This window comes from Kibdelosporangium aridum, from assembly GCF_900176515.1.
GTDB lineage: Bacteria > Actinomycetota > Actinomycetes > Mycobacteriales > Pseudonocardiaceae > Kibdelosporangium > Kibdelosporangium aridum.
The window spans coordinates 432,864-458,698 of the sequence record NZ_FWXV01000002.1; the positions used below are offsets into that span (position 1 = coordinate 432,864).

General features: G+C 66.7%; 24 protein-coding genes. 8 read left to right on the forward strand and 16 right to left on the reverse strand.

Annotated elements, in window-relative coordinates; translation table 11 throughout:
- Window positions 1–2: 2 nt before the first annotated feature.
- Window positions 3–809, forward strand: a complete 807-nt coding sequence (locus B9C43_RS11415) for an ESX secretion-associated protein EspG (protein ID WP_327222219.1) — start codon at window positions 3–5, stop codon at window positions 807–809.
- On the opposite strand, the gene glpD is transcribed toward B9C43_RS11415, so the two are convergent.
- Entirely contained in the window at window positions 802–2,562 is a 1,761-nt protein-coding gene (glpD, locus tag B9C43_RS11420) for a glycerol-3-phosphate dehydrogenase (RefSeq protein WP_084426032.1), read from the reverse strand. The genes B9C43_RS11415 and glpD overlap by 8 nt on opposite strands.
- 240 nt (window positions 2,563–2,802) lie before the next feature.
- On the opposite strand from glpD, the gene B9C43_RS11425 reads away from it, so the two are divergent.
- Both B9C43_RS11425 and glpK read left to right on the forward strand, forming a co-directional pair.
- Complete coding sequence (locus B9C43_RS11425; protein ID WP_033388312.1) at window positions 2,803–3,543, forward strand: MIP/aquaporin family protein; 741 nt, start codon at window positions 2,803–2,805, stop codon at window positions 3,541–3,543.
- 16 nt (window positions 3,544–3,559) lie between these two features.
- Entirely contained in the window at window positions 3,560–5,068 is a 1,509-nt protein-coding gene (gene glpK, locus B9C43_RS11430; protein ID WP_084426034.1) for a glycerol kinase GlpK, read from the forward strand.
- Window positions 5,069–5,256: 188 nt separating this feature from the next.
- Here the strand turns inward: glpK and B9C43_RS11435 are convergent, their stop codons facing one another.
- The 5 genes from B9C43_RS11435 to B9C43_RS11455 form a co-directional block, all read right to left on the reverse strand.
- Window positions 5,257–5,859: a class F sortase gene (locus B9C43_RS11435; RefSeq protein WP_084426035.1), complete on the reverse strand. Its 603-nt coding sequence runs from the start codon at window positions 5,857–5,859 to the stop codon at window positions 5,257–5,259.
- Between the two features lie 135 nt (window positions 5,860–5,994).
- Window positions 5,995–6,636, reverse strand: a complete 642-nt coding sequence (locus B9C43_RS11440) for a hypothetical protein (RefSeq protein ID WP_084426037.1) — start codon at window positions 6,634–6,636, stop codon at window positions 5,995–5,997.
- A gap of 182 nt (window positions 6,637–6,818) precedes the next feature.
- The gene (locus B9C43_RS11445) at window positions 6,819–7,403 is read right to left on the reverse strand and encodes a hypothetical protein (protein WP_084426039.1); all 585 of its coding nucleotides are present in this window, start codon (window positions 7,401–7,403) and stop codon (window positions 6,819–6,821) included.
- A 181-nt stretch (window positions 7,404–7,584) separates the two neighbouring features.
- A complete protein-coding gene (locus tag B9C43_RS11450) occupies window positions 7,585–8,172 on the reverse strand; it encodes a hypothetical protein (RefSeq protein WP_084426041.1) in 588 nt (195 codons plus the stop codon).
- Window positions 8,173–8,313: 141 nt separating this feature from the next.
- Window positions 8,314–8,751: a SixA phosphatase family protein gene (locus tag B9C43_RS11455; protein ID WP_084426043.1), complete on the reverse strand. Its 438-nt coding sequence runs from the start codon at window positions 8,749–8,751 to the stop codon at window positions 8,314–8,316.
- 48 nt (window positions 8,752–8,799) lie between these two features.
- Between B9C43_RS11455 and B9C43_RS11460 the strand changes: the two genes are divergently transcribed.
- The gene (locus B9C43_RS11460) at window positions 8,800–9,660 is read left to right on the forward strand and encodes an LLM class flavin-dependent oxidoreductase (protein WP_084426045.1); all 861 of its coding nucleotides are present in this window, start codon (window positions 8,800–8,802) and stop codon (window positions 9,658–9,660) included.
- A 56-nt stretch (window positions 9,661–9,716) separates the two neighbouring features.
- Here the strand turns inward: B9C43_RS11460 and B9C43_RS11465 are convergent, their stop codons facing one another.
- The 3 genes from B9C43_RS11465 to B9C43_RS11480 form a co-directional block, all read right to left on the reverse strand.
- Window positions 9,717–10,331 (reverse strand): class F sortase, encoded by a 615-nt coding sequence (locus B9C43_RS11465; protein WP_084426047.1) that lies wholly within the window; start codon window positions 10,329–10,331, stop codon window positions 9,717–9,719.
- Window positions 10,332–10,337: 6 nt separating this feature from the next.
- Window positions 10,338–10,706, reverse strand: a complete 369-nt coding sequence (locus tag B9C43_RS11470) for a hypothetical protein (protein ID WP_143446286.1) — start codon at window positions 10,704–10,706, stop codon at window positions 10,338–10,340.
- Between the two features lie 684 nt (window positions 10,707–11,390).
- Complete coding sequence (locus B9C43_RS11480) at window positions 11,391–12,794, reverse strand: NAD(P)H-quinone dehydrogenase (protein WP_084426050.1); 1,404 nt, start codon at window positions 12,792–12,794, stop codon at window positions 11,391–11,393.
- 220 nt (window positions 12,795–13,014) lie between these two features.
- Between B9C43_RS11480 and B9C43_RS11485 the strand changes: the two genes are divergently transcribed.
- Both B9C43_RS11485 and B9C43_RS11490 read left to right on the forward strand, forming a co-directional pair.
- Window positions 13,015–13,788, forward strand: a complete 774-nt coding sequence (locus tag B9C43_RS11485) for a class I SAM-dependent methyltransferase (protein WP_200825531.1) — start codon at window positions 13,015–13,017, stop codon at window positions 13,786–13,788.
- Between the two features lie 167 nt (window positions 13,789–13,955).
- Window positions 13,956–14,405, forward strand: coding sequence for a gamma-glutamylcyclotransferase family protein (locus B9C43_RS11490; RefSeq protein ID WP_033388302.1), 450 nt, complete (start codon window positions 13,956–13,958; stop codon window positions 14,403–14,405).
- On the opposite strand, the gene B9C43_RS11495 is transcribed toward B9C43_RS11490, so the two are convergent.
- The 6 genes from B9C43_RS11495 to B9C43_RS11520 form a co-directional block, all read right to left on the reverse strand.
- Entirely contained in the window at window positions 14,402–14,842 is a 441-nt protein-coding gene (locus tag B9C43_RS11495; RefSeq protein ID WP_084426052.1) for a hypothetical protein, read from the reverse strand. The genes B9C43_RS11490 and B9C43_RS11495 overlap by 4 nt on opposite strands.
- Before the next feature lie 62 nt (window positions 14,843–14,904).
- On the reverse strand, window positions 14,905–16,170 hold the full coding sequence (locus B9C43_RS11500; RefSeq protein WP_033388292.1) for a M20 family metallopeptidase: 1,266 nt from the start codon (window positions 16,168–16,170) through the stop codon (window positions 14,905–14,907).
- Between the two features lie 235 nt (window positions 16,171–16,405).
- On the reverse strand, window positions 16,406–16,672 hold the full coding sequence (locus tag B9C43_RS11505) for a hypothetical protein (protein ID WP_143446287.1): 267 nt from the start codon (window positions 16,670–16,672) through the stop codon (window positions 16,406–16,408).
- Between the two features lie 9 nt (window positions 16,673–16,681).
- Window positions 16,682–17,650 carry a methylmalonyl Co-A mutase-associated GTPase MeaB gene (gene meaB, locus B9C43_RS11510; RefSeq protein WP_084426054.1) on the reverse strand — a complete coding sequence of 323 codons (969 nt, stop codon included), beginning with the start codon at window positions 17,648–17,650 and terminating at the stop codon, window positions 16,682–16,684.
- Window positions 17,643–19,820: a methylmalonyl-CoA mutase gene (gene scpA, locus B9C43_RS11515; RefSeq protein ID WP_084426056.1), complete on the reverse strand. Its 2,178-nt coding sequence runs from the start codon at window positions 19,818–19,820 to the stop codon at window positions 17,643–17,645. Before scpA ends, meaB begins: the two co-directional genes overlap by 8 nt.
- Entirely contained in the window at window positions 19,817–21,658 is a 1,842-nt protein-coding gene (locus tag B9C43_RS11520) for a methylmalonyl-CoA mutase family protein (protein WP_084426058.1), read from the reverse strand. The genes scpA and B9C43_RS11520 overlap by 4 nt, the downstream gene beginning before the upstream one ends.
- 122 nt (window positions 21,659–21,780) lie before the next feature.
- Between B9C43_RS11520 and B9C43_RS11525 the strand changes: the two genes are divergently transcribed.
- Window positions 21,781–23,409: an IS200/IS605 family accessory protein TnpB-related protein gene (locus tag B9C43_RS11525; protein WP_200825532.1), complete on the forward strand. Its 1,629-nt coding sequence runs from the start codon at window positions 21,781–21,783 to the stop codon at window positions 23,407–23,409.
- 16 nt (window positions 23,410–23,425) lie between these two features.
- Window positions 23,426–25,168, forward strand: a complete 1,743-nt coding sequence (locus B9C43_RS11530) for a serine/threonine-protein kinase (protein ID WP_084426062.1) — start codon at window positions 23,426–23,428, stop codon at window positions 25,166–25,168.
- Here B9C43_RS11530 and B9C43_RS11535 read toward each other — a convergent pair.
- Window positions 25,148–25,816 (reverse strand): MerR family transcriptional regulator, encoded by a 669-nt coding sequence (locus B9C43_RS11535; RefSeq protein WP_051896727.1) that lies wholly within the window; start codon window positions 25,814–25,816, stop codon window positions 25,148–25,150. The genes B9C43_RS11530 and B9C43_RS11535 overlap by 21 nt on opposite strands.
- Window positions 25,817–25,835: the final 19 nt, after the last annotated feature.

Here is a 25,835-nt window from a genome sequence, read left to right on the forward strand (position 1 = left end):
CGATGTTCGACACCGGACTTGACGCGAGCGGCCTTGGCGAGCCGATCACCCTGACGCCGCTGGAGTTCGACGTGCTGTGGGAGCACCTCGACCTCGGCGACATGCCACTCATCCTGAAAGTGCCCTCACCAGGCCAGACCAATACAGAACGGGCGCAACTGGTCGACCGCGCCTGGCGGTCGCTGGAAGCCAAGGGCCTGGGCAGGCGGATCAGCCTCGACCCACAGCTGGCCGGCCTGCTGCGCCTCATCTCCCGGCCACAACGCGAGGTGGATGGGAGGTTGTGGCTGGGGCGAAGTGTCCGTCTGCTCGCGGCAGCCGATGGCGAAGCAGGTGTGCTGGCGATTCAGGAAAGCGACCGGTTGATCTTCCGCCGCGCGGACGGATACGGGTTGCCCAGGCACGCGTTGTCCGTGCTGCCGCAGGAAAAGGCCGGACCGGGATACTCAGTCACGTTGCCCACCAAGGATTTCGAGAACGCGGCACAGGAGGCGAAGGCACCGAGGGAGTTCGAGGCCGCGTTGCGCCGCAACGGTTTGCGCCAGCAGGACGCGGAGACGTTGCGTGAGATGATCGGCGACGTGATCCAGCAAGGCCAGTTCGGCGCCGCGGCCAGGGACAAGTGGGGCCGCCGGATCCGCACCTCCCGGGTGATCAGCTTCTTCGACACCGAAGCCGGGCGCTACCTCCAGGTGCGCAAGGAATCCGGCGGCGGGGAGGCGTGGACCACCATCTCACCCGCCGACCACAAACGACTCCTGCAGCACCTGACCGAGCTGTACAACGAAAGCGTCAGAGGCCTCAGCTGACCGGCTCGGTGATCTGCGCACGGGCCTCGGGCGCCTTGGACCGCAACGCGTCCGCTGCCTCGTCATTCGGCTGGGTTTGCGAGTCGCGCTCGGCTTGCACACGCGCGGTGTACAGCTCGACCTCGCGCTTCATGGCCGCCTCGTCCCAGCCGAGGATCTCGGCCATCAACGCGGCCACTTGCTCGGCCGCGTCCACGCCTCGGTGGGCGTACTCGATGGAGATCCGTGTCCGCCGGGCCAGCACGTCCTCCAGGTGCAGCGCGCCTTCGTGGCTGGTCGCGTACACCACCTCGACCTGCAGGTAGTCCGGGGCGGCGGTCAGCGGCTTGAGCAACTCCGGCCGGTTCTCCGCCAACGCCAGCAGCTGGTGGATCATCGAGCCGTACCGGTTGAGCAGATGCCGCACACGATAGGGGTGCACGCCTGCCTTCGCGGCCAGCTGATCGGCCTGGTTGACCAGCGCGTGGTAGCCGTCGGCGCCGAGCAGCGGCACTTTGTCCGTAATGGACGGTTGAATCCGGCCAGGCAGATCGACCGCGGCCGCGTCCACCGCGTCCGCGGCCATCACGCGGTAGGTCGTGTACTTGCCACCCGCGATCGCCACGAAACCCGGGGCGACCCGGGCAACGGCGTGTTCGCGGGAGAGCTTCGAGGTCTCTTCGCTTTCCCCGGCCAGCAACGGCCGCAGTCCCGCGTAGACGCCTTCGATGTCGTCCTGCGTCAACGGCGTCGCGAGCACCGTGTTGACGTGCTCGAGGATGTAGTCGATGTCGGCTTTGGTCGCCGCCGGGTGGGCCAGGTCGAGGTTCCAGTCCGTGTCGGTGGTTCCCACGATCCAGTGACTTCCCCAGGGGATCACGAACAGCACTGATTTCTCTGTGCGCAGGATCAGCCCGGACTCCGACACGATCCGGTCACGCGGCACCACGATGTGCACACCTTTGCTGGCCCGTACACGGAACCGGCCGCGGCTGCCGGACAGGCGCTGCAGCTCGTCGGTCCACACACCGGTCGCGTTGATCACCGCGTTGGCCTTGATCTCGGTCTCGCGGCCGTCCTCGACGTCACGGACGCGGACGCCGGAAATCCGATCGGCTTCCCGGACCATGCCGATGACCTGCGTGGACGTCCGCACAACGGCGCCATAGTGGGCCGCTGTCCTCGCCACGGTCATGGTGTGACGCGCATCGTCGGACTGCGCGTCGAAGTAACGGATGCCGCCGATGAGGGCGTCGCGCTTCAACGCGGGCACCATGCGTAGTGCCCCTGCCCTGGTCAGGTGTTTCTGACCGGGAACGGATCGCGCGCCACCCATCGTGTCGTAAAGGAACAGTCCGGCCGCGGTGTACGGCCGCTCCCAGACGCGGCGCGTCAACGGGTACAGGAACGAGACGGGTTTCACCAGGTGCGGAGCGATCCTGGTGAGCATCAGCTCCCGTTCCCGCAGCGCCTCGCGGACCAGTCCGAACTCGAGCTGTTCCAGATAGCGCAAGCCGCCGTGGAACAACTTCGACGACCGGCTCGACGTGCCCGACGCCAGGTCGCGTGCCTCCACAAGGGCCACTCGCAGGCCACGTGTCGCGGCGTCCAGCGCGGTACCCGCGCCGACCACACCGCCACCGATCACGACCAGGTCGAACGTTTCCTCACCAAGCCTGCGCCAGGAATCCTCGCGTTCGGCCGGTCCCAGGCGGCCTGGGACGGTCACCGGGTCGATGGTGCGGACTGGCTGCCTTGGCTTCCGGCTGGCCACGTAACGCCTCCCTGCCGAATCAACTGCATGCCCGACTCGATTGCACTGCTCGTCCCTCACGCTACCGCCAACCGCGGAGGATCGCGCCGTGCGGACACGTGAGAAGGATTGCGTCGTTCGGATCATGGACATCGGTGTTAGCGCGCACTAACGTCGCTGCTCACTGAGGGTATGGCAGCGTTGCCATTGGGGGCTTCGCTTCTCTGCCCAGGTCCGTGTGGCCGAACGTTGGAGGTGGCGATGGGCGCGGGCGAGATATTCGTCTGGGAGATGCTGGGTACCGCCGTACTGATCCTGCTTGGCAACGGCGTGGTGGCCAACACCGTTTTGAGAGACACGCTCGGTAGCGGCACCGGATTCCTCTTCGTGAACATCGGCTGGGCGTTCGCCGTGTTCACCGGCGCGAGCATCGCCGCGCCGAGCGGGGCGCACCTCAACCCGGCGGTCACGCTGGGACTCGCGATCACCGACAAGGTGTCGTGGGCGGACGTCCCGATCTACGTCCTCGCGCAGATGGTCGGCGCGATCATCGGTGCGGCACTGTGCTGGGCGACGTACAAACTGCAGTTCGACAGCCATCCCGAGCCGGAGAACACCCGGGGGATCTTCTGCACGGCGCCGACCGTGCGCAATCCACTGTGGAACACGATCACCGAGGTGATCGGCACGTTCGTGCTCGTCGGCTGGATCCTGCTGAGCCCGGCGATCAAGGTCGGCGCCGACGGCGTGCCACAGTTCGGCAACTCCGCGCTGGGATACGCGGGTGTCGCGTTCGTCGTGCTGGTGATCGGTACGTCGCTCGGTGGCCCGACTGGCTACGCCATCAACCCGGCGCGTGACCTGGGCCCACGGATCGCGTACGCGCTGCTGCCGATTCGCGGCAAGGCCAGCGCAGACTGGGGATACTCGTGGGTGCCGGTCGTCGGTCCGCTGATCGGCGCGCTGCTCGCAGGTCTGCTGTACCTCGTACTGCCTGTCTAGGAAAGGAACGCTCACCATGGCCCAGTACGTGGCCGCGATCGACCAGGGCACAACGTCCACCCGGTGCATGATCTTCAGTCATGACGGCCGGGTGGTTTCGGTCGACCAGAAGGAACACGAGCAGATCTTCCCCAAGGCCGGGTGGGTCGAACACGACCCGGAGGAGGTCTGGCGCAACACCCGCGAAGTGGCGGCCGGAGCGGTCGCCAAGGCGGATCTGCACGTCTCGGACATAGCGGCGGTGGGGATCACCAACCAGCGCGAAACCGCCGTGGTGTGGGACAAGAAGACCGGGAAGCCGGTCTACAACGCGATTGTCTGGCAGGACACCCGCACCGACAAGATCGTCAACGAGCTGGGGGCGCTGGGCGACGGCCAGGAGCGTTACCGCGCCAAGACGGGCCTGCCGCTGGCGACGTACTTCTCCGGCCCGAAGATCCGCTGGATTCTGGACAATGTGGACGGTGCACGCTCGCGGGCGGAGAACGGCGAACTGCTGTTCGGCAACATGGACACGTGGGTGCTGTGGAACATGACCGGCGGCCCCGAGGGCGGCGTGCATGTGACGGACCCGACAAACGCGTCCCGCACAATGCTGATGGACCTGGACACACTGCAGTGGGACGCGGAAATCGCCTCGGAGATGGGCATTCCGCTGTCGATGCTGCCGGAGATCAAGTCCTCTTCGGAGGTCTACGGCCACGTCCGGGAGAAGGGCGCGCTGGCGGGCGTGCCGATCGCGGGAATCCTCGGTGACCAGCAGGCGGCGACGTTCGGTCAGGCCTGCCTGTCCCCGGGTGAAGCCAAGAACACCTACGGCACAGGAAACTTCGTCCTGCTCAACACCGGAACCGAAAAGGTGATGAGCGAGAACGGCCTGTTGACAACGGTCTGCTACAAGATCGGATCAAACGACACGGTCTACGCACTCGAAGGCTCCATCGCCGTAACGGGTTCCCTGGTGCAGTGGATCCGCGACAACCTAGGCATGATCACCACTGCGGCGGAGATCGAGGAACACGCCCGGCAGGTCGAGGACAACGGCGGCTGCTACTTCGTGCCCGCGTTCTCGGGATTGTTCGCGCCGTACTGGCGTTCCGACGCCCGCGGCGCGATCGTCGGCCTGACCCGGTTCGTCAACAAAGGACACTTGGCCCGCGCGGTGCTTGAAGCAACGGCATTCCAGTCCCGCGAAGTCATCGACGCGATGAACGCCGACTCCGGCGTACCGTTGACAGCGTTGAAGGTCGACGGCGGCATGGTCGCCAACGAACTGTTGATGCAGTTCCAGGCGGACATCCTGAACGTACCGGTGATCCGCCCGGTGGTCGCCGAGACAACCGCACTGGGCGCCGCGTACGCCGCAGGCCTGGCGGTCGGCTTCTGGTCCGGAGAAGACGACATCCGCAACAACTGGGCACAGGACAAGCAATGGGAACCCGCTTTGGACGAAGCCAAGCGCGAATCCCTGTACGCGGAGTGGAAGAAGGCCGTCACCAAGACCTTCGACTGGGTGACAGACTGACCCGCCGCAAGTAGCCCGAAAAGGTGATGTCGGTGCGAACGGACCGTTCGCACCGACATCTCCCTTGATCCCCCACCCCAGCTCCCATCCCCCCGGTAAAATTGACGCTCGGGGCGTCCCCACCCCCTTGGGATGGGCGGGGGCTGTCTTGGGGCTGTTTGTGTGGTGTGGACGTTCGCCGGGGCAGCTCAGGTCGTGCTGGGGACCAGGCTGGCGAACACGATGATGTTGTCCTTGTAGCTGCGGGCGTCTTTGTCGAACACTCCGCCGCAGGTGATCAGCCGCAGTTCCGGTTTCGTTGTGTCGCCGTAGACCTCGTCGGTCGGGAACTCGCTCTTGGACACCTGCTTGACGCGGTCGACGAGGAATTTCGCTTTCGTTCCGTCGGTTCGGGTCACGAGGATCTCGTCGCCTGCCGCCATTTCCTTGAGACGGTAGAAGATTCCCGGTTTGTGGTTGCCGTCGACGTGGCCGAGGATGATCGCGGGACCAAGCTCCCCTGGTGTCGGCGCCTTGTCGTACCAGCCCGCTTGCATCGGCTGCGTCACCGGCGGGACTTCGACCGTCTGATCCGGGTTCAAGCCGAGCGCGATCAACGAGGACTGCGCACCGATCTTCGGAATCGAGATCTGGGTCGGCACCGAGGCCGGCAGCGCGGTCACCGCCTGGTCTGTCTGCGTCCCCTGAGACGGAACAGAATTCACCGGCGGCGGCGTTGCTTCATGCTCCCCCGAACATGCCCCCAGCACCAACGCCAACGCGACGACCGCGCTACCAAGCCATTTCCGCATTTCGTGTCCCCCGATCCTTCCCCCTGTAAGACGTGCCGGAGACCGAGCGGTTGCACTGATTTCTTGCGAAAATCTCAGGACTTCCGGAGCCGGACATACAAAAGGTGGCTTTGCCCCTCCCCAGGGCAAAGCCACCTACGCTTTCAGGATCTTCAGGCGCGCGAACGACGACGCAAGAAGAAAGCACCCGCGCCACCAGCCGCCAGCAGACCGGCTCCACCCAACGCGTACGCACCCCACATTCGATTCCTGCGCGTCTGGCGCGGCGTTGACGACCACGTCGCCGCCTTCGCCGGTGTCCGCCGCGCCCTTCGGCTTCACCTCGACCTGAGCCTCCTTGGCCGGAGCGGGCTTCGGCGTACCGGTCTTCGGCGTTGCGGGCTTGGGCTTCGGCTTCTCGGTGGCCGTCGGAGCCTTGTCACCTGCGATGACAGTGAGGTTCGCGGTCACACGGACCGTGCCGCACTGGTAGGAGACCGGGTAGGTGCCCGGTTTGGCGTTCTTCTTGACCTCGCCGTAGCCGTTGAGCGTCATTCCGCCGACACCGTCGTCCTTGAGGTACACCTCGAAAGGCTCGAGAACCGGGGACTGCACCTTCTCCGTGGTGAATCCGGGTGCGTTGCAGTCGCCGATCATGCCGACGAAGTCACCGGGCTTCACCGGGTTCTTGTCAAAACCGAGCGATCCTTTGATGCCCGAGGCATTGGCCAGCGGCGCCGCCAGCACCAAGCCCGCGATTCCCAGAGCAACGGAGCCAAAGAAAGTCTTCTTACGCATTTCGGGTTCCCCCAGTGGTGAAGTTCTGTTCCCTTTTCTCACTCATAAAGACGTGCCGAGTGCCGGATGGTTGCACCGGTTTCTCGCGAAAATTTCAGAACTTCCGGAGCAACCTTTGCCGGACATACAAAAAGGTGGCCTTGCCCCTTCCCAGGGCAAAGCCACCTACGCTTCAACGATCTTCAGGCGCGCGAACGGCGACGCAAGAAGAAAGCACCCGCACCACCAGCCGCCAGCAAACCACCACCACCCAACGCATACACACCCGCACCCAGACCGGACTCATTCTGAACCGGCGCAGCCTGGGCAACACCACCCTCACCAGTGTCCGCGGCGCCCTTCGGCTTCACCGCGACCTGACCGTCATCCTTGGCCTTCGTCGGCGTGGACTTGCTGGTTGTCGGCTTGGGCTTGGCGGACGACACGATGGTCAGCTTCGCCCGGACGTTCTCCGGGCCGCAGTCGTAGCTGACGGTGTAGGTGCCGGGCTTCGCGTCCTTCTTGATCTTGCCCTTGCCGGTCAAGAGCGGCGCCTCCCGCGTTCCGTCGATGCCGATGTGCCCCTCGGCGAGCACCGGCGACTTCACGTAGTCCTTCACCCACGGACTCATGTGGCACTTGCCGCCGAACGTGACCTCTTCGCCCGCGACGTATGAGCTCTTGTCCAGCGTGAGGGTGTTGGGCTGACCGGCGTTCGCGATCGGACCGGCCATGAAAAGACCGGCGATACCGAGACCAAGCGCGCCGAAAAGAATGTTCTTACGCATTTCGGGTTCCCCCAGATTATTGAGTCGATTTCGTTTTCTCACCCATAAAGACGTGCCGAGTGCCGGGTGGTTGCACCACGTTCGCAGAAAAGTTTCAGGACTTCATAAGCAACCCTTTGCCGGACATAGAAAAAGGTGGCCTTGCCCCCTCCCCAGGGCAAAGCCACCCAAGCTTCAAATGTCAGACACGCGAACGACGACGCAAGAAGAAAGCACCCGCACCACCAGCCGCCAACAGACCAACACCACCCAACACATACACACCCGCACCCAGACCCGACTCATTCTGAACCGGCGCAGCCTGGACAACACCACCCTCACCGGTGTCCGCGGCACCCTTCGGCTTCACCGCGACCTGAGCCTCCTTGGCCGGAGCGGGCTTCGGCGTGCTGGTTGTCGGCTTCGGCGTCTTCGTCTCGGCGGACACCACAGTCAGCTTGGCAGCGGCCGCGAGGTCACCGCATTTGAAGCTCACGGTGTAGGTACCGGGCTTGACGTTCTTCTTGACCTTGGCGACACCGCTGACGTCAGGCACGTCCTGGCTCGCCCGGCTGACCACGCTGCCTGCTTCAAGCGCGTCCGAGTGCAGCGGCGTCTTCAGCCAAATGTCCATGTGGCAGGAGCCGCTCACCTTGATCTCCTCGCCCGCGACGACCTTGCTCTTGCTGAGCGAGATCTTCGGGTTTTGACCCGCGTTCGCGATTCCCCCGGTCAGGAAAAGGGCCGTGATGCCGAGTGCGGTCGCACCGAAAATCGTGTTCTTACGCATTGGATGATTCCCCTCGAATTTCTTCGCCCCTGTTTGCTTTTCGCACTCATGAAGACGTGCCGACGGCAGGCCAGTTGCGTGGAGCGGGCAAAAGAATTGAAGGGAATTTCTCAGCAACCTCGGCGAGGTTCGCGCGTCGTTCTACAGCTGGGTCCAGGCCCCGTCGAACGTCACCTCGGCCAAGCTGGCCGGCGGAAAGTGTTGCGGCGCTTGCTCTTCGAGCAGCATCCAGGCCAGTTCGTGCACCGCCGGGTTGTGCCCGATCAGCAGCAACGTGCCGATGTCGTCGGCGGTCTGCCAGATCACCTCGCGCAACGTGTCCACCGTCGCGAGGTAGAGGCTCGGCTCGAAGTCCACCTTCGGCTGGCTCGGCAGCTCCGCGCTCACCTGCTGCCAGGTCTGCCGCGTCCGCAACGCCGGCGAGCACAGCACGTGTTCCGGTCGCCGAGCCGCGAGTTCACGACCGGCGTGAGTGGCCTCCTTGCGGCCGATCGGCGTCAGCGGACGCTCGACGTCGGCCATGCCTGGCTCGTTCGCGGCGCTGGCGTGGCGGAGTATCAGCAGCGTACGGGCAGTCATGCGGCCAGTCTGACATTTTTGTCGGTGGTCGGGTGCATGGTGTGAGGCATGCGATTCTCTGTGAGCGTCCCCAACTTCGGCGACTTCGCCGACCCGGAGGCCGTGGCCGTCCTCGCCCAGGCGGTCGAGCACGCGGGATGGGACGCGTTGTTCGTGTGGGACCACATGGTGCATGAGAAACGCCCGGTCCGGGAGATCGCCGATCCCTGGATCCTGCTCACCGCCGCGGCCATGGTCACCAGCCGGATCAGGCTCGGCACGATGATCACACCGGTCGCCCGCCGCCGCCCGCAAAAGCTGGCGCGCGAGGTGACCACGTTGGATCGGCTCACCGGCGGCCGGATGGTCCTGGGAGTCGGACTTGGCGAGCCGGTTGACAACGAGTACGGCGCCTTCGGCGAACCAACGTCCCAGCGAGTGCTCGCCGAGCGCCTCGACGAGGGATTAGCCGTCCTGGATCGCTTGTGGTCAGGAGAACGCACGACGTACGAAGGAAAGCACCTGACAGTGCGGGATGTGACGTTCCGGCCGACACCCGTGCAACGGCCACGCGTGCCGATCTGGGTCGGCGGGCGTTGGCCGAACCTGCCGCCGATGCGACGCGCGGCACGGTGGGATGGCGCCATTCCGATGATGAGCGGAGCATGGCAGGCGGAGCCGCCACCACTGGACGAAGTCACCGCAGCGGGCAAGTTCTTACAAGCGGCGCGCGCCGAGGCAGGGCTGGAGGACGAACCGTTCGACTTCGTGGTCGGCGGTTCGAGCCCGGACGGTGCTTGGCCGGTTGTTCAGCAGTTGGCCGAAGCGGGCGTGACGTGGTGGGACGAGCGCATGCCGTTCGGCGAGTTACTCGACAACGCCGACGCGATCCGCAGGCGAGTCGACCAGGGCCCGCCCACGCTTTCGTAGCCGAGCAAGCGTGATTTGGTGTGGGGCCCCACACCAAATCACCGCACACCCTCTACTTAGGACATAGGAGGCACCAAGGTCGCATAGACGATGATGTTGTCCTTGTAGCTGTGGGCTGCGTGGTCGAACGTGCCACCGCAGGTGATCAGCCGCAGTTCCGCGCCTTGGGTGTCGCCGTAGACCTTGTCGGTCGGGAACTCCTTCTTCGCGATCTGCTCGACGTGAGTGACCTTGAACAGCGCGGTCGTCCCGTCCTGCCTGGACACGGACACCTCGTCACCGACGGCCATCTCCTTGAGACGGAAGAAGATCCCGGGTTTCTTGTTCCCGTCGACGTGACCGAGGATGATCGCGGGGCCGACCTCACCCGGTGTCGGCGCCTTGCCGTACCAGCCCGCTTGCATCGGCTGATCGACCGGCGGGACCTGGATGGTCTGGTCGGGGTTCAGGCCGAGCGGGACCAGCGACGAGCGCGCGCCGATCTTCGGAATGGAGATCTCGGTCGGTGTCGAGGCCGGCAGCGACGTCACGCCCTTGGCCGGCGGCGGGGCAGCCTGGTTCTCCACTGTGGACAGTGGAGCTTGACTGCCGCCTGCCGCCGGCTCCTCCCCCTGACCGCTACACCCGGCGAGGACAAGGACGAGAACCGCGCCACCAAGCCATTTGCGCATCCGCGATCAGCCCTGCTTGCGCGTGCGGCGGTAGATCACCGACCCACCGGCCGCGAGGACGACCAGTGCGATTCCGCCGATGGCCAGCGCACCGGCCGGGCTCGACGACTCGTCCATGCCGCCACCGGTTTCCGGTGCGCCAACAGGCTTGACGACGGCAGGCCGCTCAGACGGCGCTGGCGGCAAAGTCGCAGGCCGGCTGGTCGGCGGGGCGGTCGTCCGAGTGGTGGTCGGCGGGGCGGGCGACGGCCGCTCAGTGACCTGAGTCGACGTCGGCGGGGCCGGCTGGGCGTTGTCCGCCATGGCAATCGGCGCGCCGAGGAACAAGACACCTGCGCCGAGAGCCAGACCGGCCACAGTGGAGCGAATACGCATCGGAGACCTTTCATCAGTTCAGGCGGGTTCATGCCTTCGCACCAAGCACGCCCAAGTCGATCTCCAGGTTGCCCCGAGTTTCGAAGTTTTTTTCCCGCTCCCCAACACAAGCCGGGCAACCAGCGAAAATGCCCAGGCAGAAGCCCTGCCACGGCAAGCGAACACAACTGGCTCCCTGGCAGTGAAGCGGCACCCGGGCGTGGCTGGAGAACGCGATGCCGCCGAACTCCGTCGCCACAGCGGCACCCACATTCGACACGGTTACGTCGCCTGCGGTGCGGCATCCTCGAGTTCAAGGGATTCGCCAAGCACCTTCCAGAGCCATGTCCCGGCGCGGGCCTCCTTGGGAGGCTGCTTGACGGTGCGCGGATCGAGTCAAGGAAGCCGGTTGGCGTCCAGGGCGGGTTTCGGTGCAGAGGTGATGGCGCGGGGCAGTGGGTGGGCTGCCCGTCACAGACGTCGCTGCGAGCAACCCAACCGGGGTCTCCGGCAGAGTCACGAACTCGAAGGTGGACCCGGTCGCGGACCTTCCAGTGCGGCGCAGCGCGAGGGTTCGCTCGATCCCGGCCATGCCCACCTCGGTAATGGGGCCGGGCAGTGAGGGGCGAATACAGCTTCGCCGTGCGGCGCGGCGCCGCACGGCGAAGGTGATCAGAGGCACGCGGCGTTCTGCCGCTACTCGTTCTAGTCCAGGTCGTCGTGGCGCATCAGGCGCCTGCCCGCTTCAGTGATCGAACCGGACAGTGAGGGATAGACCGAGAACGTCAGCGCGAGGTGCTCGACGGTGAGCTGGTTCTGCACTGCGATCGCGATCGGCAGGATGAGTTCGCTCGCCGAGGGTGCGACCACCACGCCGCCGATGACCACACCGGTGGCCGGACGACAGAACAGTTTCACGAAGCCGCGGCGCAGGCCTTCCATCTTGGCTCGTGCGTTGGTGGCGAGCGGCAGCATGATCGTGCGGGCGGGCACTTCGCCCGCGTCGATCGACTGCTGGCTGATGCCGACCGTGGCGATCTCCGGATGTGTGAACACGTTCGCCGCGACGGTCTTCAGCCTGATCGGGGCGACGCCTTCACCCAGCGCGTGCCACATCGCGATCCGGCCCTGCATGCCCGCGACCGACGCCAGCATCAGCACGCCGGTGCAGTCACCTGCGGCGTACACGCCTGGCACGCCAGTGCGCGACACGCGGTCGACGGAGATGAAACCGCCAGGGCCTGGTTCGATGCCGACCTTTTCCAAGCCGATGTCGGAGGTGTTCGGGGTCGAACCGACCGTCATCAGCGCATGACTGGCTTCAATCTTGCGACCGTCCTGCAGGTGCACCACGACACCATCGGTCACCCGCTCAACCTTCTCGGCACGCGCGTGCTTGTACAGCGTTGTCCCGCGCTCAGCGAAGGCGTCCTCAAGCACAGCCGCGGCGTCCGCGTCTTCGTGCGGCAGCACGCGGTCACGGCTGGAGACGACGCTGACCTTCACGCCCATCTCGGTGTACGCCGAAGCGAACTCCGCGCCCGTGACACCCGAGCCGACCACGACCAAGTGCTCGGGCAGTTCGGTCAAGTCGTAGAGCTGACGCCAGTCCAGGATCCGCTCACCGTCAGGCACCGCACCGGGCAGCACGCGCGGGGTCGCGCCCGTTGCGATCAGTGTCACGTCCGCCGGGAGCACCTCGGGCTCGCCGTTGTGCGGCGTCACGCCGATCAGGTGCGCCGCCATGCCAGGCTGCTCGTCCACGAACCGCGCCGAACCCGCGATCAACCGCACACCCTCGCGCTGCAACCGCGCACGGATATCCGCCGACTGCGCCAGCGCCAACCCGCGCACCCGACCGTGCACGACAGGCACCTCGACCGCCGCGTCCGAGCCGTTGGTGCGAATACCCAGCTCATCGGCGTTGCGGAAGGCCGACCGGGCTCCGGCCGACGCGATGAACGTCTTCGACGGGACGCAGTCGTACAGCACGCACGCGCCGCCAAGGCCGTCGCGCTCGACAATCGTCACGTCCGCGCCGTGCTGGGCCGCGACCAGCGCAGCCTCGTATCCGCCGACGCCGCCACCCATGATCACGATCCTGGTCAACGGACTTCCTGCTCCCTGTTCCTTGATCGGTGGTCTGGCTGAGCCAAAGCCCACCGGCAGTAAAGCCGATCGCCGGTGGACTCGCTGATCGTGTACGTGCCCGTACCAGCCGCGACGTGGAACCACGGTGTCCCCGAGCCGCTGTCCGCCGGCAGCCTAAACCGTACGCTTGATCTCCTTCAGGCCTCGCAGCGGGAGATTCCTGGCCGATGATGGCTGCATGGGAACGCCTTCGAACAGCATGTTCGACTACGACGCCGAGCTCAGCCGCTATTACCGGCACCTGGTCGAGGCCACCGACGTGCACCCCGGCGACACCATCCTCGACATCGGTTGCGGCACCGGTCAGACCACCCGCGAGGCCGCCAGGCACGCGACCCGGGGCAGCGCGCTGGGCGTTGACGTCTCCCCAGCGATGGTGACGCGTGCCCGGCAGCTCGCCGAAGCCGAGAACCTCCACAACGTGCGCTTCGAGCAGGCGGACGCGCAGGTCCATCCATTCCCACCGGCGCACTTCACGCTCGGAGTCAGCCGGTTCGGCACGATGTTCTTCAGTGACCCGGTCGAGGCGTTCGCCAACATCGGCCGCGCGTTGCGGCCAGGCGCACGCCTCGTCCAGCTGGTCTGGCAGGACAGCGGCCAACAGGAGTGGGCGGCCGAGATACACCGGGCGTTCGGAAGCGATGCCCTGCCACCGGCTACCGGCGCGTTCTCATTCGCAGACCCAGCCACTGTGGACGGCGTTCTGACCGCCGCCGGGTTCACCGAGGTGAACGTCACCGAAGTGCGCGAACCTGTCTACTACGGCGCCGATCCCGACGCTGCCGTCGAGGCCGTACAGGTGCTGGAGATGGCGAGCGATCTGCTCACGCGACTCGACTCCGAGGAGACCAAGCAGGCGTTCGACCGGCTGCATTCCACCATGGCCGCGCACACCACCAGTGACGGCGTGTGGTTCGACTCACGCGCGTGGCTCGTCACCGCGCGTCGCTAGGTTTGGCCAGCCACAACGTGCCAGGCCGTCGGTTGTAAAGCGGTCGACCTGAGCATGGGTGAGGTTCCTCCTTTCGCTTCAGTGCTGGGCATGCGGCCTACCTTGATCAGGCGACTCCCCGAGGCGCATCCCGTCGCGGGATGTGTCGGGTCGCTACGCTGTCCGTCGTGCCGCTCTATGCCGCGTACGGGTCCAACATGGATCCCAGCCAGATGCTCGAGCGAGCGCCCTACTCGCCGATGGCGGGTACCGGGTGGCTCGTGGGCTGGCGCTTGACCTTCGGAGGCGAGGACCTCGGCTGGGAGGGCGCACTCGCCACCATCGTCGAGGACCCCGAGTCGCAGGTGTTCTGCGTGCTCTACGACGTCAGCCCCCGCGACGAATCCCGGCTGGACCGCTGGGAGGGCGCGCTGGGCCTGTACCGGAAGATCCGGCTGCGGGTGCAGACGTTGGAAGGCTCGGTCGTCGCCTGGCTCTACGTTCTGGATGCCTACGAGGGCGGTCTCCCTTCCGCGAGATACCTGGGTGTGGTCGCCGACGCGGCCGAGGCCGCGGGCGCGCCCGCTGACTACGTGGCCGACCTGCGGATCAGGCCCTGCCAAGGGATCGGTCCCTAGCCGACAAGGCGGTAGCACGATCTGAGCAGCAACAGGGCCTTTCGCTGGCCCCGGGGATCGGGGCGGGCCCGGATACATCTGCCGATGCGTTCGGCGAAGAGCCCGCGGTGGTCCGGCGGGTATCTCTCGACGGCCTGCTCGAAGCACGCGAGCGCGACCGCGGACGACTCCCGGCACAGCACTTGCGCGAGCGCGTGATCGAGCGCGAGAACTCGAAGCCCGTAGAGGTTCTCCACGTCACCGCGGGCGAACCTGCCGTGGTGCACGTCGACTCCAGGACGGGAGCGGACTCGGCGTCGGTTGGGGACAAGGATGTGCACGACGTGCTGATCGGCCGCCTGGCAGCCATAGAGAGCCAGCGCGGTGTGGTGGGTGAGGACTGCGTCAGGTCCGGCGTTGTGCAGGGCTGCTGTGGCCCGGATGAGCAAATCGGTCATGCTTCCACTTTCTCGGGAGGCATGACCGATTCGCTAGACCGACGAAAACCGCCTGTGGATAACTAGGCCGCCAGTGACGTCAACGCCGTGTGCACCATCACTCGGACGCCGGTCAACAAAGCCCGCTCATCCAGCTGGAATGTCGGCTGGTGGAGGTCTCTCATCACACCATCCCCAGGCCACACTCCAAGGCGCGCGAAGGAGCCTGGCACGTGCTCGAGGTACCAGCCGAAGTCCTCGCCGCCGGACGACTGCTTGGTGCCCGCGAGGGCGTCGCCGCCCAGGGCCGACTCGATGCCCGCGCGCAGGATGGCCGTGCTTTCGCTGTCGTTGACGACCGGCGGCACGCCACGGCGGTGGTGCAGCTCGTAACCGACGCCCAGCGGCGTCACCAGGGACTGCACGAGCCCTGCGACCAGCGGCTCCAAATCCTCCCAGACCTCGTGGTCGCCGGTACGCAAAGTGCCCCGCAGCAGGCCTTCCTCAGGCACGGCGTTGGGCGCCTCGCCGGCGTGCACGGCGCCCCACACCAGGACGGTGCCGGAACGGGGGTCGACACGCCGGGACAGCAGCGCGGGCAGGCCTGTGATGACCGTGCCCAGGGCGTGCACCAGGTCGGCAGTCAAGTGGGGACGGGAAGTGTGGCCGCCCGGGGAGGTCAGCCTCAGCTCGAGCAGGTCCGTCGCGGAGGTGATCGCCCCCACGCGGGTACCGACCCGGCCGACCTCGACACGCGGGTCGCAGTGCAGCCCGAAGATCCGCTCGACGCCCTTCAGCGCACCCGCTTCGATCATGTCGAGCGCACCGCCGGGCATGACCTCCTCGGCTGGCTGGAAAATCAGCCGGACGCGGCCGGGCAACTCGGGCGCGGACGCCAGCGCGAGGCCCGCGGCCAACAGGATGGTCGTGTGCGCATCGTGTCCGCACGAATGCGCTACGCCGTCCACCCTGGACGAGAACGGCAGTCCAGTTGCCTCCTGCAGCGGCAAAGCGTCGATGTCGGCGCGCAGCGCGACACACCGGTCGCCGGTGCCGACGTCGCAGATCAACCCCGTTCCAGTTGGACCGATGATCGGCTGCAGTCCCGCTGACGCCAGCATGGTGGCGAGCAGTTGTGTGGTCTGGAACTCCTGCCTGGACAACTCCGGGTGCGCGTGGATGTGGCGGTACCAGGCGACGATGTCGCCGATGCTGCCTGCCAGCCAACCGTCCAACCAGGACGGGCCGCGACCGGCGCCCATGTCCTCCACAGTGGGCATACTGACGCCGGAGTCGGTCAGTAGCACGTCAGGATCGCCCTCCTGGGCGTGCGAGTCCAGAACAGTCATGCCGCACCTCCGCGGCAGCACCACGGAACAAACCAATGAACCAGTGGTACCGGGGTCGAGCTTCAGGTTCTTGAGTGAACATCGTGCACGGTCGGCGCAACATAAGTGTCACTCGGCCACCATCCTGCACCATCGTGCTCGAGCGCGAGTGGGGAACCAGATGATCAAACCGGTCGCCGGTAGCGCCGCTGCGCCAAACGGTTGACCGGATTTCAGTCAGACCGAAGCGAGATCATCAGGCTTTCTTCTTGGCGCGCTTGCGCCTGGCCCGGTGGCCGACGATCACGATGCCCAGCAGCAGAACAGCGGCGATGCCGATCACCAGGCGCTGCCGCGAACTGGCCGCCTCTTCCGCGGTCGGCTGCGGAGCGATGGACGGCCCAGGCGGCGCGGTAGCGGTCTGCTGGGCATACGGAGCCAGTTGCGCGGGTGCAGCCGTTGCTACCCCTACGGGCAGGGAAAACAGCACAACGAGCACACACGCGACCACAGCTCGCATCATGTTTCGAGGTTATCGCACGCCGAACGCTTTGAGGATCCGCTCGGCGGCCAGCGTCGGGGTCAGCCGCCCGTCGCGGACGTCCCGTTCCAGCTCAAGAGCGATCGAGCGGACTTCGGCGTGGTCACGCAATCGGGTCATCAGCGTGTCGCGGACCATCGCCCAGGTCCAGTCGACCTGCTGCTGACGGCGTTTGGCGGCCAGTTCACCGGCCTGGTCCAGGGTCTGGTGGTGCCGGTTGACCTCGTTCCACAGCTCGTCGAGCCCGGCACCGGTCAGGCCGCTGCAGGTCAGCACGGGCGGCGTCCACAGCTCGTCACCGCTGCGCAACAGCCGCATGGCGCCGGACAGTTCACGAGCCGCTCGGCGCGCTTCCTTCTCGTGGTCCCCGTCGGCCTTGTTGACAGCTACGACGTCAGCGAGCTCCAGCACGCCCTTCTTGATGCCCTGCAGCTGGTCACCGGTCCTGGCCAACGTCAGGAACAGGAAGCAGTCGACCATCCCGGCCACGGTGATCTCGGACTGCCCGACGCCGACGGTCTCGACGAGCACGATGTCGTAGCCCGCCGCTTCCATCAGCACGATCGTCTCGCGGGTTGCCCGCGCGACACCGCCGAGCGTGCCGGACGTCGGCGACGGCCGGATGAACGCGTTCGGGTCGACCGCGAGCCGGGCCATCCGTGTCTTGTCACCGAGGATGCTGCCGCCGGTCCGGCTGGACGACGGGTCGACCGCCAGCACCGCGACCCGATGCCCTGCCTCGGTCAACCGGGTGCCGAGCATGTCGATGAACGTCGACTTGCCGACTCCCGGCACGCCGGTGATGCCGACCCGGTGCGCGCCGCCCGCGTGCGGCAGCAACTCGACCAGCATCTCCTGTGCCTGCTGCCGGTGGTCGGCGCGCGTCGACTCGACGAGCGTGATCGCCCTGGACAGGACGGCCCGCTCGCCGGCCAGCACGCCGCGGACGAAGTCAGTCATGCCCGAGTTGTACCCGCAGCTTGCCGAGCAGATCGACAACGGCGTCAGCGATCACGGTCCCCGGCGGGAAGATCGCCGCGGCACCCGCCTCGTAGAGGGCGTCGAAGTCCTGCGGCGGGATCACGCCACCGACCACGACCATGATGTCCGGCCTGCCGTGTTCGGCCAGTTCCTTGCGCAACGCGGGCACCAGGGTGAGGTGCCCGGCGGCCAGCGACGACACGCCGACGACGTGCACGTCCGCCTCGATCGCCTGGCGGGCGACCTCGGCCGGGGTCTGGAACAGCGGGCCGACGTCGACGTCGAAGCCAAGGTCGGCGAAGGCGGTCGCGATCACCTTCTGGCCGCGGTCGTGGCCGTCCTGGCCCATCTTGGCGACCAGGATTCGCGGCCTGCGCCCTTCGGCCTCAGCGAACTCGTCGACGACCTGGCGCGCGGAGTCTACGTTGGACACGCCGGTTCCGACCTCCTCGCGGTAGACCCCGGAAATCGTACGGATCTGGCCCGAGTGACGGCCCCAGACCTTCTCCAGCGCACCGGAGATCTCACCGACCGTCGCCTTCGCACGGGCCGCGTCGATCGCGACTTCCAGCAGGTTGCCGTTGCCCGCAGCCGCGGATTCCAAGCGCCGCAACGCATCCTCGACGGCGCCGGAGTCACGTTCGGCGCGCAGCCGCTCCAGTTTGGCCAGCTGCTGCGCCCGCACACCGGCATTGTCCACTTTGAGCACGTCGATCTGCTCTTCGGTGTCCAGCCGGTACTTGTTCACGCCGATCACCGGCTGACGGCCGGAGTCGATCCGGGCCTGCGTGCGGGCCGCGGCCTCCTCGATGCGCAGCTTCGGGATGCCGGCGTCGATCGCCTTGGCCATCCCGCCCGCGGCTTCGACCTCGGCGATGTGCCCCCAAGCCTTGCGGGCCAGCTCGTAGGTCAGGCGTTCGACGAACGCACTGCCTCCCCAGGGGTCGATGACCCGCGTGGTCCCGGATTCCTGTTGCAGCACAAGCTGTGTGTTGCGGGCGATCCGGGCGGAGAAGTCGGTCGGCAGCGCGAGCGCCTCGTCCAAAGCGTTGGTGTGCAAGGACTGCGTATGGCCTTGGGTCGCGGCCATCGCCTCGACGCACGTGCGCACGACGTTGTTGTAGACGTCCTGAGCAGTCAGTGACCAGCCGGAAGTCTGGCTGTGTGTCCGCAGGGACAACGACTTCGGCGACTTCGGCTCGAACTGGGCGACCAGTTTGGACCACAGCAGCCGGGCCGCGCGCAGCTTGGCGACCTCCATGAAGAAGTTCATCCCGATCGCCCAGAAGAACGACAGCCGCGGCGCGAACTTGTCGATGTCCAGGCCGGCCGCCAGCCCCGCGCGGATGTACTCGGTGCCGTCGGCCAGCGTGTACGCCAGCTCCAGATCGGCCGTCGCGCCCGCCTCCTGCATGTGGTAGCCGGAGATCGAGATCGAGTTGTACTTCGGCATGTGCTGCGAGGTGTACGCGAAGATGTCGGAGATGATCCGCATCGAGTTCGCGGGCGGGTAGATGTAGGTGTTGCGGACCATGAACTCCTTGAGGATGTCGTTCTGGATGGTCCCCGCCAGCTGTTCTGGCGCCACACCTTGTTCTTCCGCTGCGACGACGTACAACGCCAGCACCGGCAGCACGGCGCCGTTCATGGTCATCGACACGCTCATCTGGTCGAGCGGGATGCCCTCGAACAGCTGCCGCATGTCGTAGATCGAGTCGATTGCGACACCGGCCATGCCGACGTCACCGGTCACGCGCGGGTGGTCGGAGTCGTAACCGCGGTGCGTCGCCAGGTCGAACGCGACCGAAAGGCCCTTCTGACCTGCAGCGAGATTGCGGCGGTAGAAGGCGTTGGACTCCTCGGCGGTCGAGAACCCCGCGTACTGGCGGATGGTCCACGGCTGGGTCACGTACATCGCCGGATACGGGCCACGCAGGAACGGCGCGATCCCCGGATAGGTGTCCAGGAAGTCGAGACCTTCGAGGTCCTCGCCGGTGTAGACGGGCTTGATCCCGATGCCTTCCGGGGTCTCCCACACCAGCGCGTCCGCGCCCTTGCCAGTGGCTTCGGCCAGCGCGGCCTGCCACTCGGCGACACCGGCGCCGGACGGCTCGCCCAGCGAGACGTTCGTGAAATCGGGGATCGTCATGCTCCCACTCCCAACGTCTTCAGGGTATCCCGCAGCACGGCGAGCACGTCACAGCCAATGTGGACGTAGCCGTCGACGCCGTCGTAGTCGCCCTTGCCCGCGAGGAGGATCTTGACCGCTCCCGCGGCACGCAACGCCTGCACCACGTCCGCCGCGCGCTCCTCGTAGAGCTTGTCCGAGCCGCAGATGCACGCGATCTGCGCGCCGCTCGCGGCGAAAGCGTCCGCGACCTCGGTAGCGGTGGTCGTCGCGCCCGCGTTCGGCGTTTCGATCCCGCCCGCTTGGAACAGGTTGGCCGCGAAGCTGCCGCGTACGGTGTGCGCGGCAACCGGGCCGAGCGTGGCGAGGAAGACCTTCGGGCGTCGTGGCTGCGCGTCGGAGAGGTCGCGCAGTTCTTCGTACGCCTCCGCCAACCGGACCTGCGGCAACCCGCCCGACGGGCCTGCCGGAGCCGGCTCGCGCACCGGGAGTTTCTCGGTGAGGTTCGGGAATTCGCTGATGCCGGTGAGCGGATCCTTGCGGCGCGCCAGGTTCTTCGAGCGCTTCGCCCACGTCTCGCCGAGCCGTTGTTCGACCAGCCCGGACTCCAGCGCGGCCACCAGCCCGCCCGCGGCCTCGATCGACTGGAAGAACGCCCATCCGGCGTTCGCCAGGTCGTCGGTCAGCCGCTCGACGTAGTACGAGCCACCGGCCGGGTCGATCACACCGGCCACTTTGGACTCTTCGAGCAGGACGGCGTGGGTGTTGCGAGCGATCCGCCGGGCGAAGTCGTCGGGCAAACCGATCGCCGCGTCAAAGGGAAGAACCGTCACGGCGTCCGCACCACCGACACCGGCGCCGAAGCACGCCAAGGTGGTCCGGAGCATGTTCACCCAGGGGTCGCGACGGGTCATCATCACCGGCGAGGTGACCGCATGCTGGCGCTGCGGAACGGCCGGCGCGCCGGAAACCTCGAGCACGCGCGCCCACAGGCGCCGCGCGGCCCGGAACTTCGCGATGGTGCTGAACTGGTCGGCAGTCGCCGAGTACCGGAACTCCACCTGATTGGCCGCCTGCTCGACGGTCAGGCCCGCGTCGGTCAACGCACGCAGGTACGCCACTCCGGTCGCGATGGACAGCCCGAGTTCCTGCGCGTCCGACCCACCCGCCTGGTGATACGGCAGCGCGTCGGCCACCAAAGTGCGCAGCTCTGGGAAATCACCGGACACCCGTACTGCCAACTGGATCGCGCCGTCGAAGTCCTGTGCGGAGCCGGTCCTGGCGCGCAGACCGAGCGGGTCGGCACCGAGGTTGCCACGCACCTCGCTGGCCGGGATCGCCTTGTCGGAATGCACTTCGAGCAGGGCATCCGCCGCCGCCAGGAAGTCTGCGCCCGCGTCGAGGACGACCGGCGCCAAGTCGAGGTAGATCTCGTCGAGCACATCCGGCAGAGCCGCGATGGGCAGGCCCGCGTCCCCGACAACCAGCCACAACGACGTCACGCCGTGCTCAAGGTCGGCCAGAACCGCCTTCCTGGCCGCCGCGGGATCGGCGAAGACGTGCCGTTGCCGCACGTCCCACCCGGTCGCGACGGCTCCCTCCGGGCGGCTGCCGCGGACGAACGGCGGCAATCCCGGCATGCCTGCTGCAGGTGCGACGTCTGTGCGTGTATACAGCGGTTGGACAAGGATGTCGTCATAGGTCTTCGTCGCGATCTTCTCGGCAGCGTCGCCGTCGAAGTCCGCAGGCACCCGTCCGGACTTGCGCAGCACACCCGCGATCAGCTCCTGCCACTGCTCGCGCTGGGGCGTGGGGAACTGCGCGGCGAGGACGAGCTCCTGCTCGTGCGCCTTGCTCATACCTTGCGATGCTAGTAAAGCGATCTGAGGCCGAACTGTGACTCGGACCATCTCAGGGGCATGGATAGGGGTGGCGCGCCACTAACAGCTTGTCGTTCATGTGTTCGATACGATCACACACTGTGGCAGCGAGTGGAGCGAAGCGCGTGATCACGCCTCCATGGGTGGCTCCTGGACCGGCTGCCGTCGCTGTCCGCACTCGGTTGAAGCAGCTCACCGCGCAGGACGAGGCAGTGCTTCGGCTGGTAGGTGATCACCTGGGATCACTCGCAGCCAGCGATTTGAAGGTTCGTTGCGCAGCGGGCTTGGAACACGACAGCGACCAATGGGCCACGCGGAAGCGCGGTTTGACCGAACACTCGTCGTCGCGATGGGCGGGCAGCATCACCAAGTCCACACATGATCAATGGGCGTCAGCACACCGCGCGCAGTTCGCACACATCCAGAGGCTGGAAGCGGGGATCAGGATGATCACCCGTCGCTTGTCGCTTCCAGTGGGCCAGCAGGGCACAAAGAACACGCCTGGTGGTTATCGGTCGAGACGGGAGTGGTTTGCCAAGACACGGCGCCTGCACGTGCTTCAGGACCGTGTGGCCGCTCTTTACCCGAAGCGTGACGCGGGCATTGTGGATGTGGTGCGCGGGGGCAGAAGCCTGCTGACCACTCGGCACAATCTCGATGCTGCCGGGCTCACCGAACCGGAGTGGCGGCGTCGGTGGAAGTCCGCGCGCCGGTTTCTGCAAGCCGATGGCGAGTCCGGCAAACGGTTCGGTAACGAGACCATCCGCATCACTCCAGACGGCGAGGTCAGCCTCAAGCTGCCGACGCCCTTGGTCGGTCTGGCCAACGCACGGCATGGCCGGTACGTGCTCGGTGCCCCGGTGACGTTCTCGTATCGCGAACTTGAGTGGCACAACCGGGTCGAAACGAACCAAGCTGTCGCCTACCGCATCCACGAGGACGTGGTTCGGGGGCGCTGGTACATCACCGCCGCGTGGCACCGCCCGCCGACCGTAAGCACGCCGCTGCGAGTGGCAATCGCAGATGGCGCGGTCGGTGTTGACGCCAACGAAGATCATTTGGCCGCGTGGCGGCTGGATCGGCACGGCAACCCAGTGGGTCAACCCCGCCGGTTCGACTATGAGTTGTCCGGTACGGCGGATCACCGCGACGCACAGATCCGGCATGCACTGACCCGTCTGCTGCACTGGGCCACCAGTACCGGTGAACCGGCTGTCGCAATCGAGGACTTGAACTTCGACCGGGAGAAAACCCGGGAGAAGCACGGCCGCAACACTCGGTTTCGCCGCCTGATTTCGCAGTTTCCGACCCGCAGGCTGCGGAACCGCCTTGTTGGGATGGCGGCACGATACGGTTTGACCGTGATCGCGGTCGACCCGGCTTACACCAGCACATGGGGCGCGCAGCACTGGCAGAAGCCACTGTGCACGGCCCGCCGCACAACGACTCGCCATGAGGCCGCTGCAGTGGCGATCGGCAGACGCGCCCTTGGGCACCCGATCAGGCGACGGACGGCACCGCCCCGCGACGACCAGAGCGATCGCCGCGGGCATCGGACCGCCCAGGCCCCATCGGGCATCCGAGGACATGAGGAAGCCCGACCCCACCAACACGGACCACGGACCCGATCCGTGCAGCCCGGAGGTGGACCGAAAGCGGGCGACCAGGACTCCCAAGACCGTTCGGGGCGTCCGGCTGAGCACCAGTACCTACTCCCACTCAGTCGATAGGAACGGTTTGGGCACAATGGGGGACGTGGTGTCCGAGACCGAGGCAGAGACGGCGACGCGAGTCATCGCGGGCCGCTACCGCCTGGTCAGCGTGATCGGACATGGCTCGATGGGCACGGTTTGGCGTGCCTATGACGAGTTCCTGCACCGGCCGGTGGCGGTCAAAGAGGTCAGGCTACCGCCGGGTATGCCGCAGGGGCAGGCCGATGAAGTGCGCGAACGGACGTTACGAGAGGCGCGCGCGATCGGCGTGCTGTCGCATCCGAACGTTGTCACGCTGCATGACATCGCGCATGAGAACGGCGACCCCTATGTGGTGATGGAGCTTGTGCCGGGCAGCAGTCTCGCGCATCTGCTTCGCACGCACGGTCCACTGGACACAACCCAGGCCGCGGCGATTGCTGACGCCGTCGCTGCCGCGTTGCAGGCTGCCCACCAGGCGGGGATCACACACCGTGACGTCAAACCGGCGAACGTCCTGATCGCCACGGACGGCCGGATCAAACTCGCCGACTTCGGCATCGCCCGCAACATCTCCGAGAACACGCTGACCAAGACGGGGATCACGCTCGGCTCGCCCGCGTACATCGCCCCTGAAGTGGCGTCCGGCGGCGAGGTGACCAACAACGCCGACCTGTGGAGCCTCGGCGCGACACTGTTCGCGACCATCGAGGGCCACGCGCCGTACGACCCCGAAGGTGACGTCATCGCCACGTTGCTCGAGGTCGTCAACGGTGACGTGCCACAGCCCACCGAGACCGGCCCGATGGCCAAGATCGTCAGCGGCCTGATGGTCAAGGACCCGACCAGCCGGATGACGTTGGCGGAGGTGCGCAGGCGGATGTACGGCCTGCTGCCCGAGCCGGGCACGTCGCCGTTCACGCTCGAGGACATCACCGAGGCCGAGAAGAGCTTCATCCCGTCGCCGAAACAACCGGAACCCGAGCCGGTCACGGACGCCGTGGCCCAACCGGAACCGGAGGCCGGCTCCACCGGGCCGTCGCTGGCCGACGACCCCGGTCCGCTGCCGTTCACGCCTTCTTCTTCGTCGTACCCGTTGCTGGACGAAGAGCCGCCGCCGGTCCGGGTCCGGCGGGGCGTGCCGCGCCCGCTCGTCTACGCCGCCGCCGTCGTGCTGTTCTTCGCCGCGGCGGGCGGCGGATTCGCCGCTGCCAGGTACGCGGGTGGAAAGCCTTTGCTGCCAACCAAACCGACGCTGATCGAGCAGCCTGTCGTGCAACCGCCGCCGTCAACGCCCGCCGGCGCCTTCGTGGTCCGCACCGGCGACGCGGCGACACTGCGGGGCGCCACGGGCGGCACGTTCTCCATCAAGGTCCCGCCGGGCTGGGAGATGTTCGTCGAGGAACGGCAGCCGAAGAACCTGCCGGTCAGCACGCGCGTGCACTACGTCTCGCCGGACGGGAAGTACGAGCTGACCGTCGAACGGTTCCCGGATTTCTACCCCACCCGTAAGATCAACCAGTTCAAGGACGCCGTGCAGGGCACCTGGCCGAAAGACGCCTTCGTGGCCAGCGACCCGCTGATCCTGTCGTCCGGCAACAAGCTGGAGAGCGGCCAGTACTGGAAGTACAACACCGTGGACGCCGGGTCGCTGCGGCGCACGACCTACAGCAACCTGCTGCCGATGACCGACACGGATCTCTGGGTGGTCAGCCTGACGGTGCCGACGGTGGAGGAAGACACCGGCAAGGGCGCGCTGTTCGACCAGATCGCGCCGTCATTCGTGCTCACCCCGTAACCCTTTTTCGTAGTCGTAGCTTTCCGGCACGCCTAACGCCCTGGCGGTGGCGTGCTGGTGGGCGAGCCTGCGCAGTGCGCCGAGCATCGCGTCGCCGAGGACCGTCCCGATCACCACGCCTTCGATGGTGTCCTCAATGCCCCGGTCCCTGGTGACAGCGGCCACGTCGACCTCGGCGATCTTCTCGGCCACCGGGGCGTACCGCTCGAGCAGGCCGGCGAGGTCTTCGCGGCCGAGTTCGTAGAGCGAGGCCAGTGCGGCGATCAGCGTCTTCGCCGGCGGGCTGTCGACGTTTGCCCGCCAGCCCCGGTCGAGCAGCAGTTTCGCGACGCGCTCGCGGGCGGTCTCCCAGTACTCGCTGCCCGTGCCGCCGCTGGGTGGTTCGATGCTGTGCTGCACCGCGCCGAGCACCTCGAACGGGATCTCCGGTGAGTCGACCGCGTCCAGCACGTCCCTGACCTTGGCGATCGACAGGCCGCCGACCTCGGTCAACGCCCTGATCATGCGCAGCCTGCGGATGTGCGTCTCGTCGTAGATGGCCTGGTTGGGGCTGGTCCGTTCGCCGGGCAGCAGCAGGCCCTCACGCAGGTAGTACTTGATCGTCGGTACCGGTACCCCGGTCCGCCTGCTCAGCTCGGCCATCCGCATCCGTGACTCCAAGGGCTTG

What these genes read in the sequence shown, in the direction of transcription:
- B9C43_RS11435 (WP_084426035.1), bottom strand. Translation starts at nt 5,859, where the DNA reads ATGCGGAAATGGCTTGGTAGCGCGGTCGTCGCGTTGGCGTTGGTGCTG.
- B9C43_RS11440 (WP_084426037.1), bottom strand. Translation starts at nt 6,636, where the DNA reads ATGCGTAAGAAGACTTTCTTTGGCTCCGTTGCTCTGGGAATCGCGGGC.
- B9C43_RS11465 (WP_084426047.1), bottom strand. Translation starts at nt 10,331, where the DNA reads ATGCGCAAATGGCTTGGTGGCGCGGTTCTCGTCCTTGTCCTCGCCGGG.
- B9C43_RS11495 (WP_084426052.1), bottom strand. Translation starts at nt 14,842, where the DNA reads ATGACCGATTTGCTCATCCGGGCCACAGCAGCCCTGCACAACGCCGGA.
- B9C43_RS11520 (WP_084426058.1), bottom strand. Translation starts at nt 21,658, where the DNA reads ATGAGCAAGGCGCACGAGCAGGAGCTCGTCCTCGCCGCGCAGTTCCCC.
- B9C43_RS11460 (WP_084426045.1), top strand. Translation starts at nt 8,800, where the DNA reads ATGCGATTCTCTGTGAGCGTCCCCAACTTCGGCGACTTCGCCGACCCG.
- B9C43_RS11415 (WP_327222219.1), top strand. Translation starts at nt 3, where the DNA reads ATGTTCGACACCGGACTTGACGCGAGCGGCCTTGGCGAGCCGATCACC.
- B9C43_RS11425 (WP_033388312.1), top strand. Translation starts at nt 2,803, where the DNA reads ATGGGCGCGGGCGAGATATTCGTCTGGGAGATGCTGGGTACCGCCGTA.
- B9C43_RS11455 (WP_084426043.1), bottom strand. Translation starts at nt 8,751, where the DNA reads ATGACTGCCCGTACGCTGCTGATACTCCGCCACGCCAGCGCCGCGAAC.
- B9C43_RS11445 (WP_084426039.1), bottom strand. Translation starts at nt 7,403, where the DNA reads ATGCGTAAGAACATTCTTTTCGGCGCGCTTGGTCTCGGTATCGCCGGT.
- glpK (WP_084426034.1), top strand. Translation starts at nt 3,560, where the DNA reads ATGGCCCAGTACGTGGCCGCGATCGACCAGGGCACAACGTCCACCCGG.
- B9C43_RS11530 (WP_084426062.1), top strand. Translation starts at nt 23,426, where the DNA reads ATGGGGGACGTGGTGTCCGAGACCGAGGCAGAGACGGCGACGCGAGTC.
- B9C43_RS11470 (WP_143446286.1), bottom strand. Translation starts at nt 10,706, where the DNA reads ATGCGTATTCGCTCCACTGTGGCCGGTCTGGCTCTCGGCGCAGGTGTC.
- meaB (WP_084426054.1), bottom strand. Translation starts at nt 17,650, where the DNA reads ATGACTGACTTCGTCCGCGGCGTGCTGGCCGGCGAGCGGGCCGTCCTG.
- B9C43_RS11505 (WP_143446287.1), bottom strand. Translation starts at nt 16,672, where the DNA reads ATGATGCGAGCTGTGGTCGCGTGTGTGCTCGTTGTGCTGTTTTCCCTG.
- scpA (WP_084426056.1), bottom strand. Translation starts at nt 19,820, where the DNA reads ATGACGATCCCCGATTTCACGAACGTCTCGCTGGGCGAGCCGTCCGGC.
- B9C43_RS11535 (WP_051896727.1), bottom strand. Translation starts at nt 25,816, where the DNA reads ATGCGGATGGCCGAGCTGAGCAGGCGGACCGGGGTACCGGTACCGACG.
- B9C43_RS11485 (WP_200825531.1), top strand. Translation starts at nt 13,015, where the DNA reads ATGGGAACGCCTTCGAACAGCATGTTCGACTACGACGCCGAGCTCAGC.
- B9C43_RS11500 (WP_033388292.1), bottom strand. Translation starts at nt 16,170, where the DNA reads ATGACTGTTCTGGACTCGCACGCCCAGGAGGGCGATCCTGACGTGCTA.
- B9C43_RS11450 (WP_084426041.1), bottom strand. Translation starts at nt 8,172, where the DNA reads ATGCGTAAGAACACGATTTTCGGTGCGACCGCACTCGGCATCACGGCC.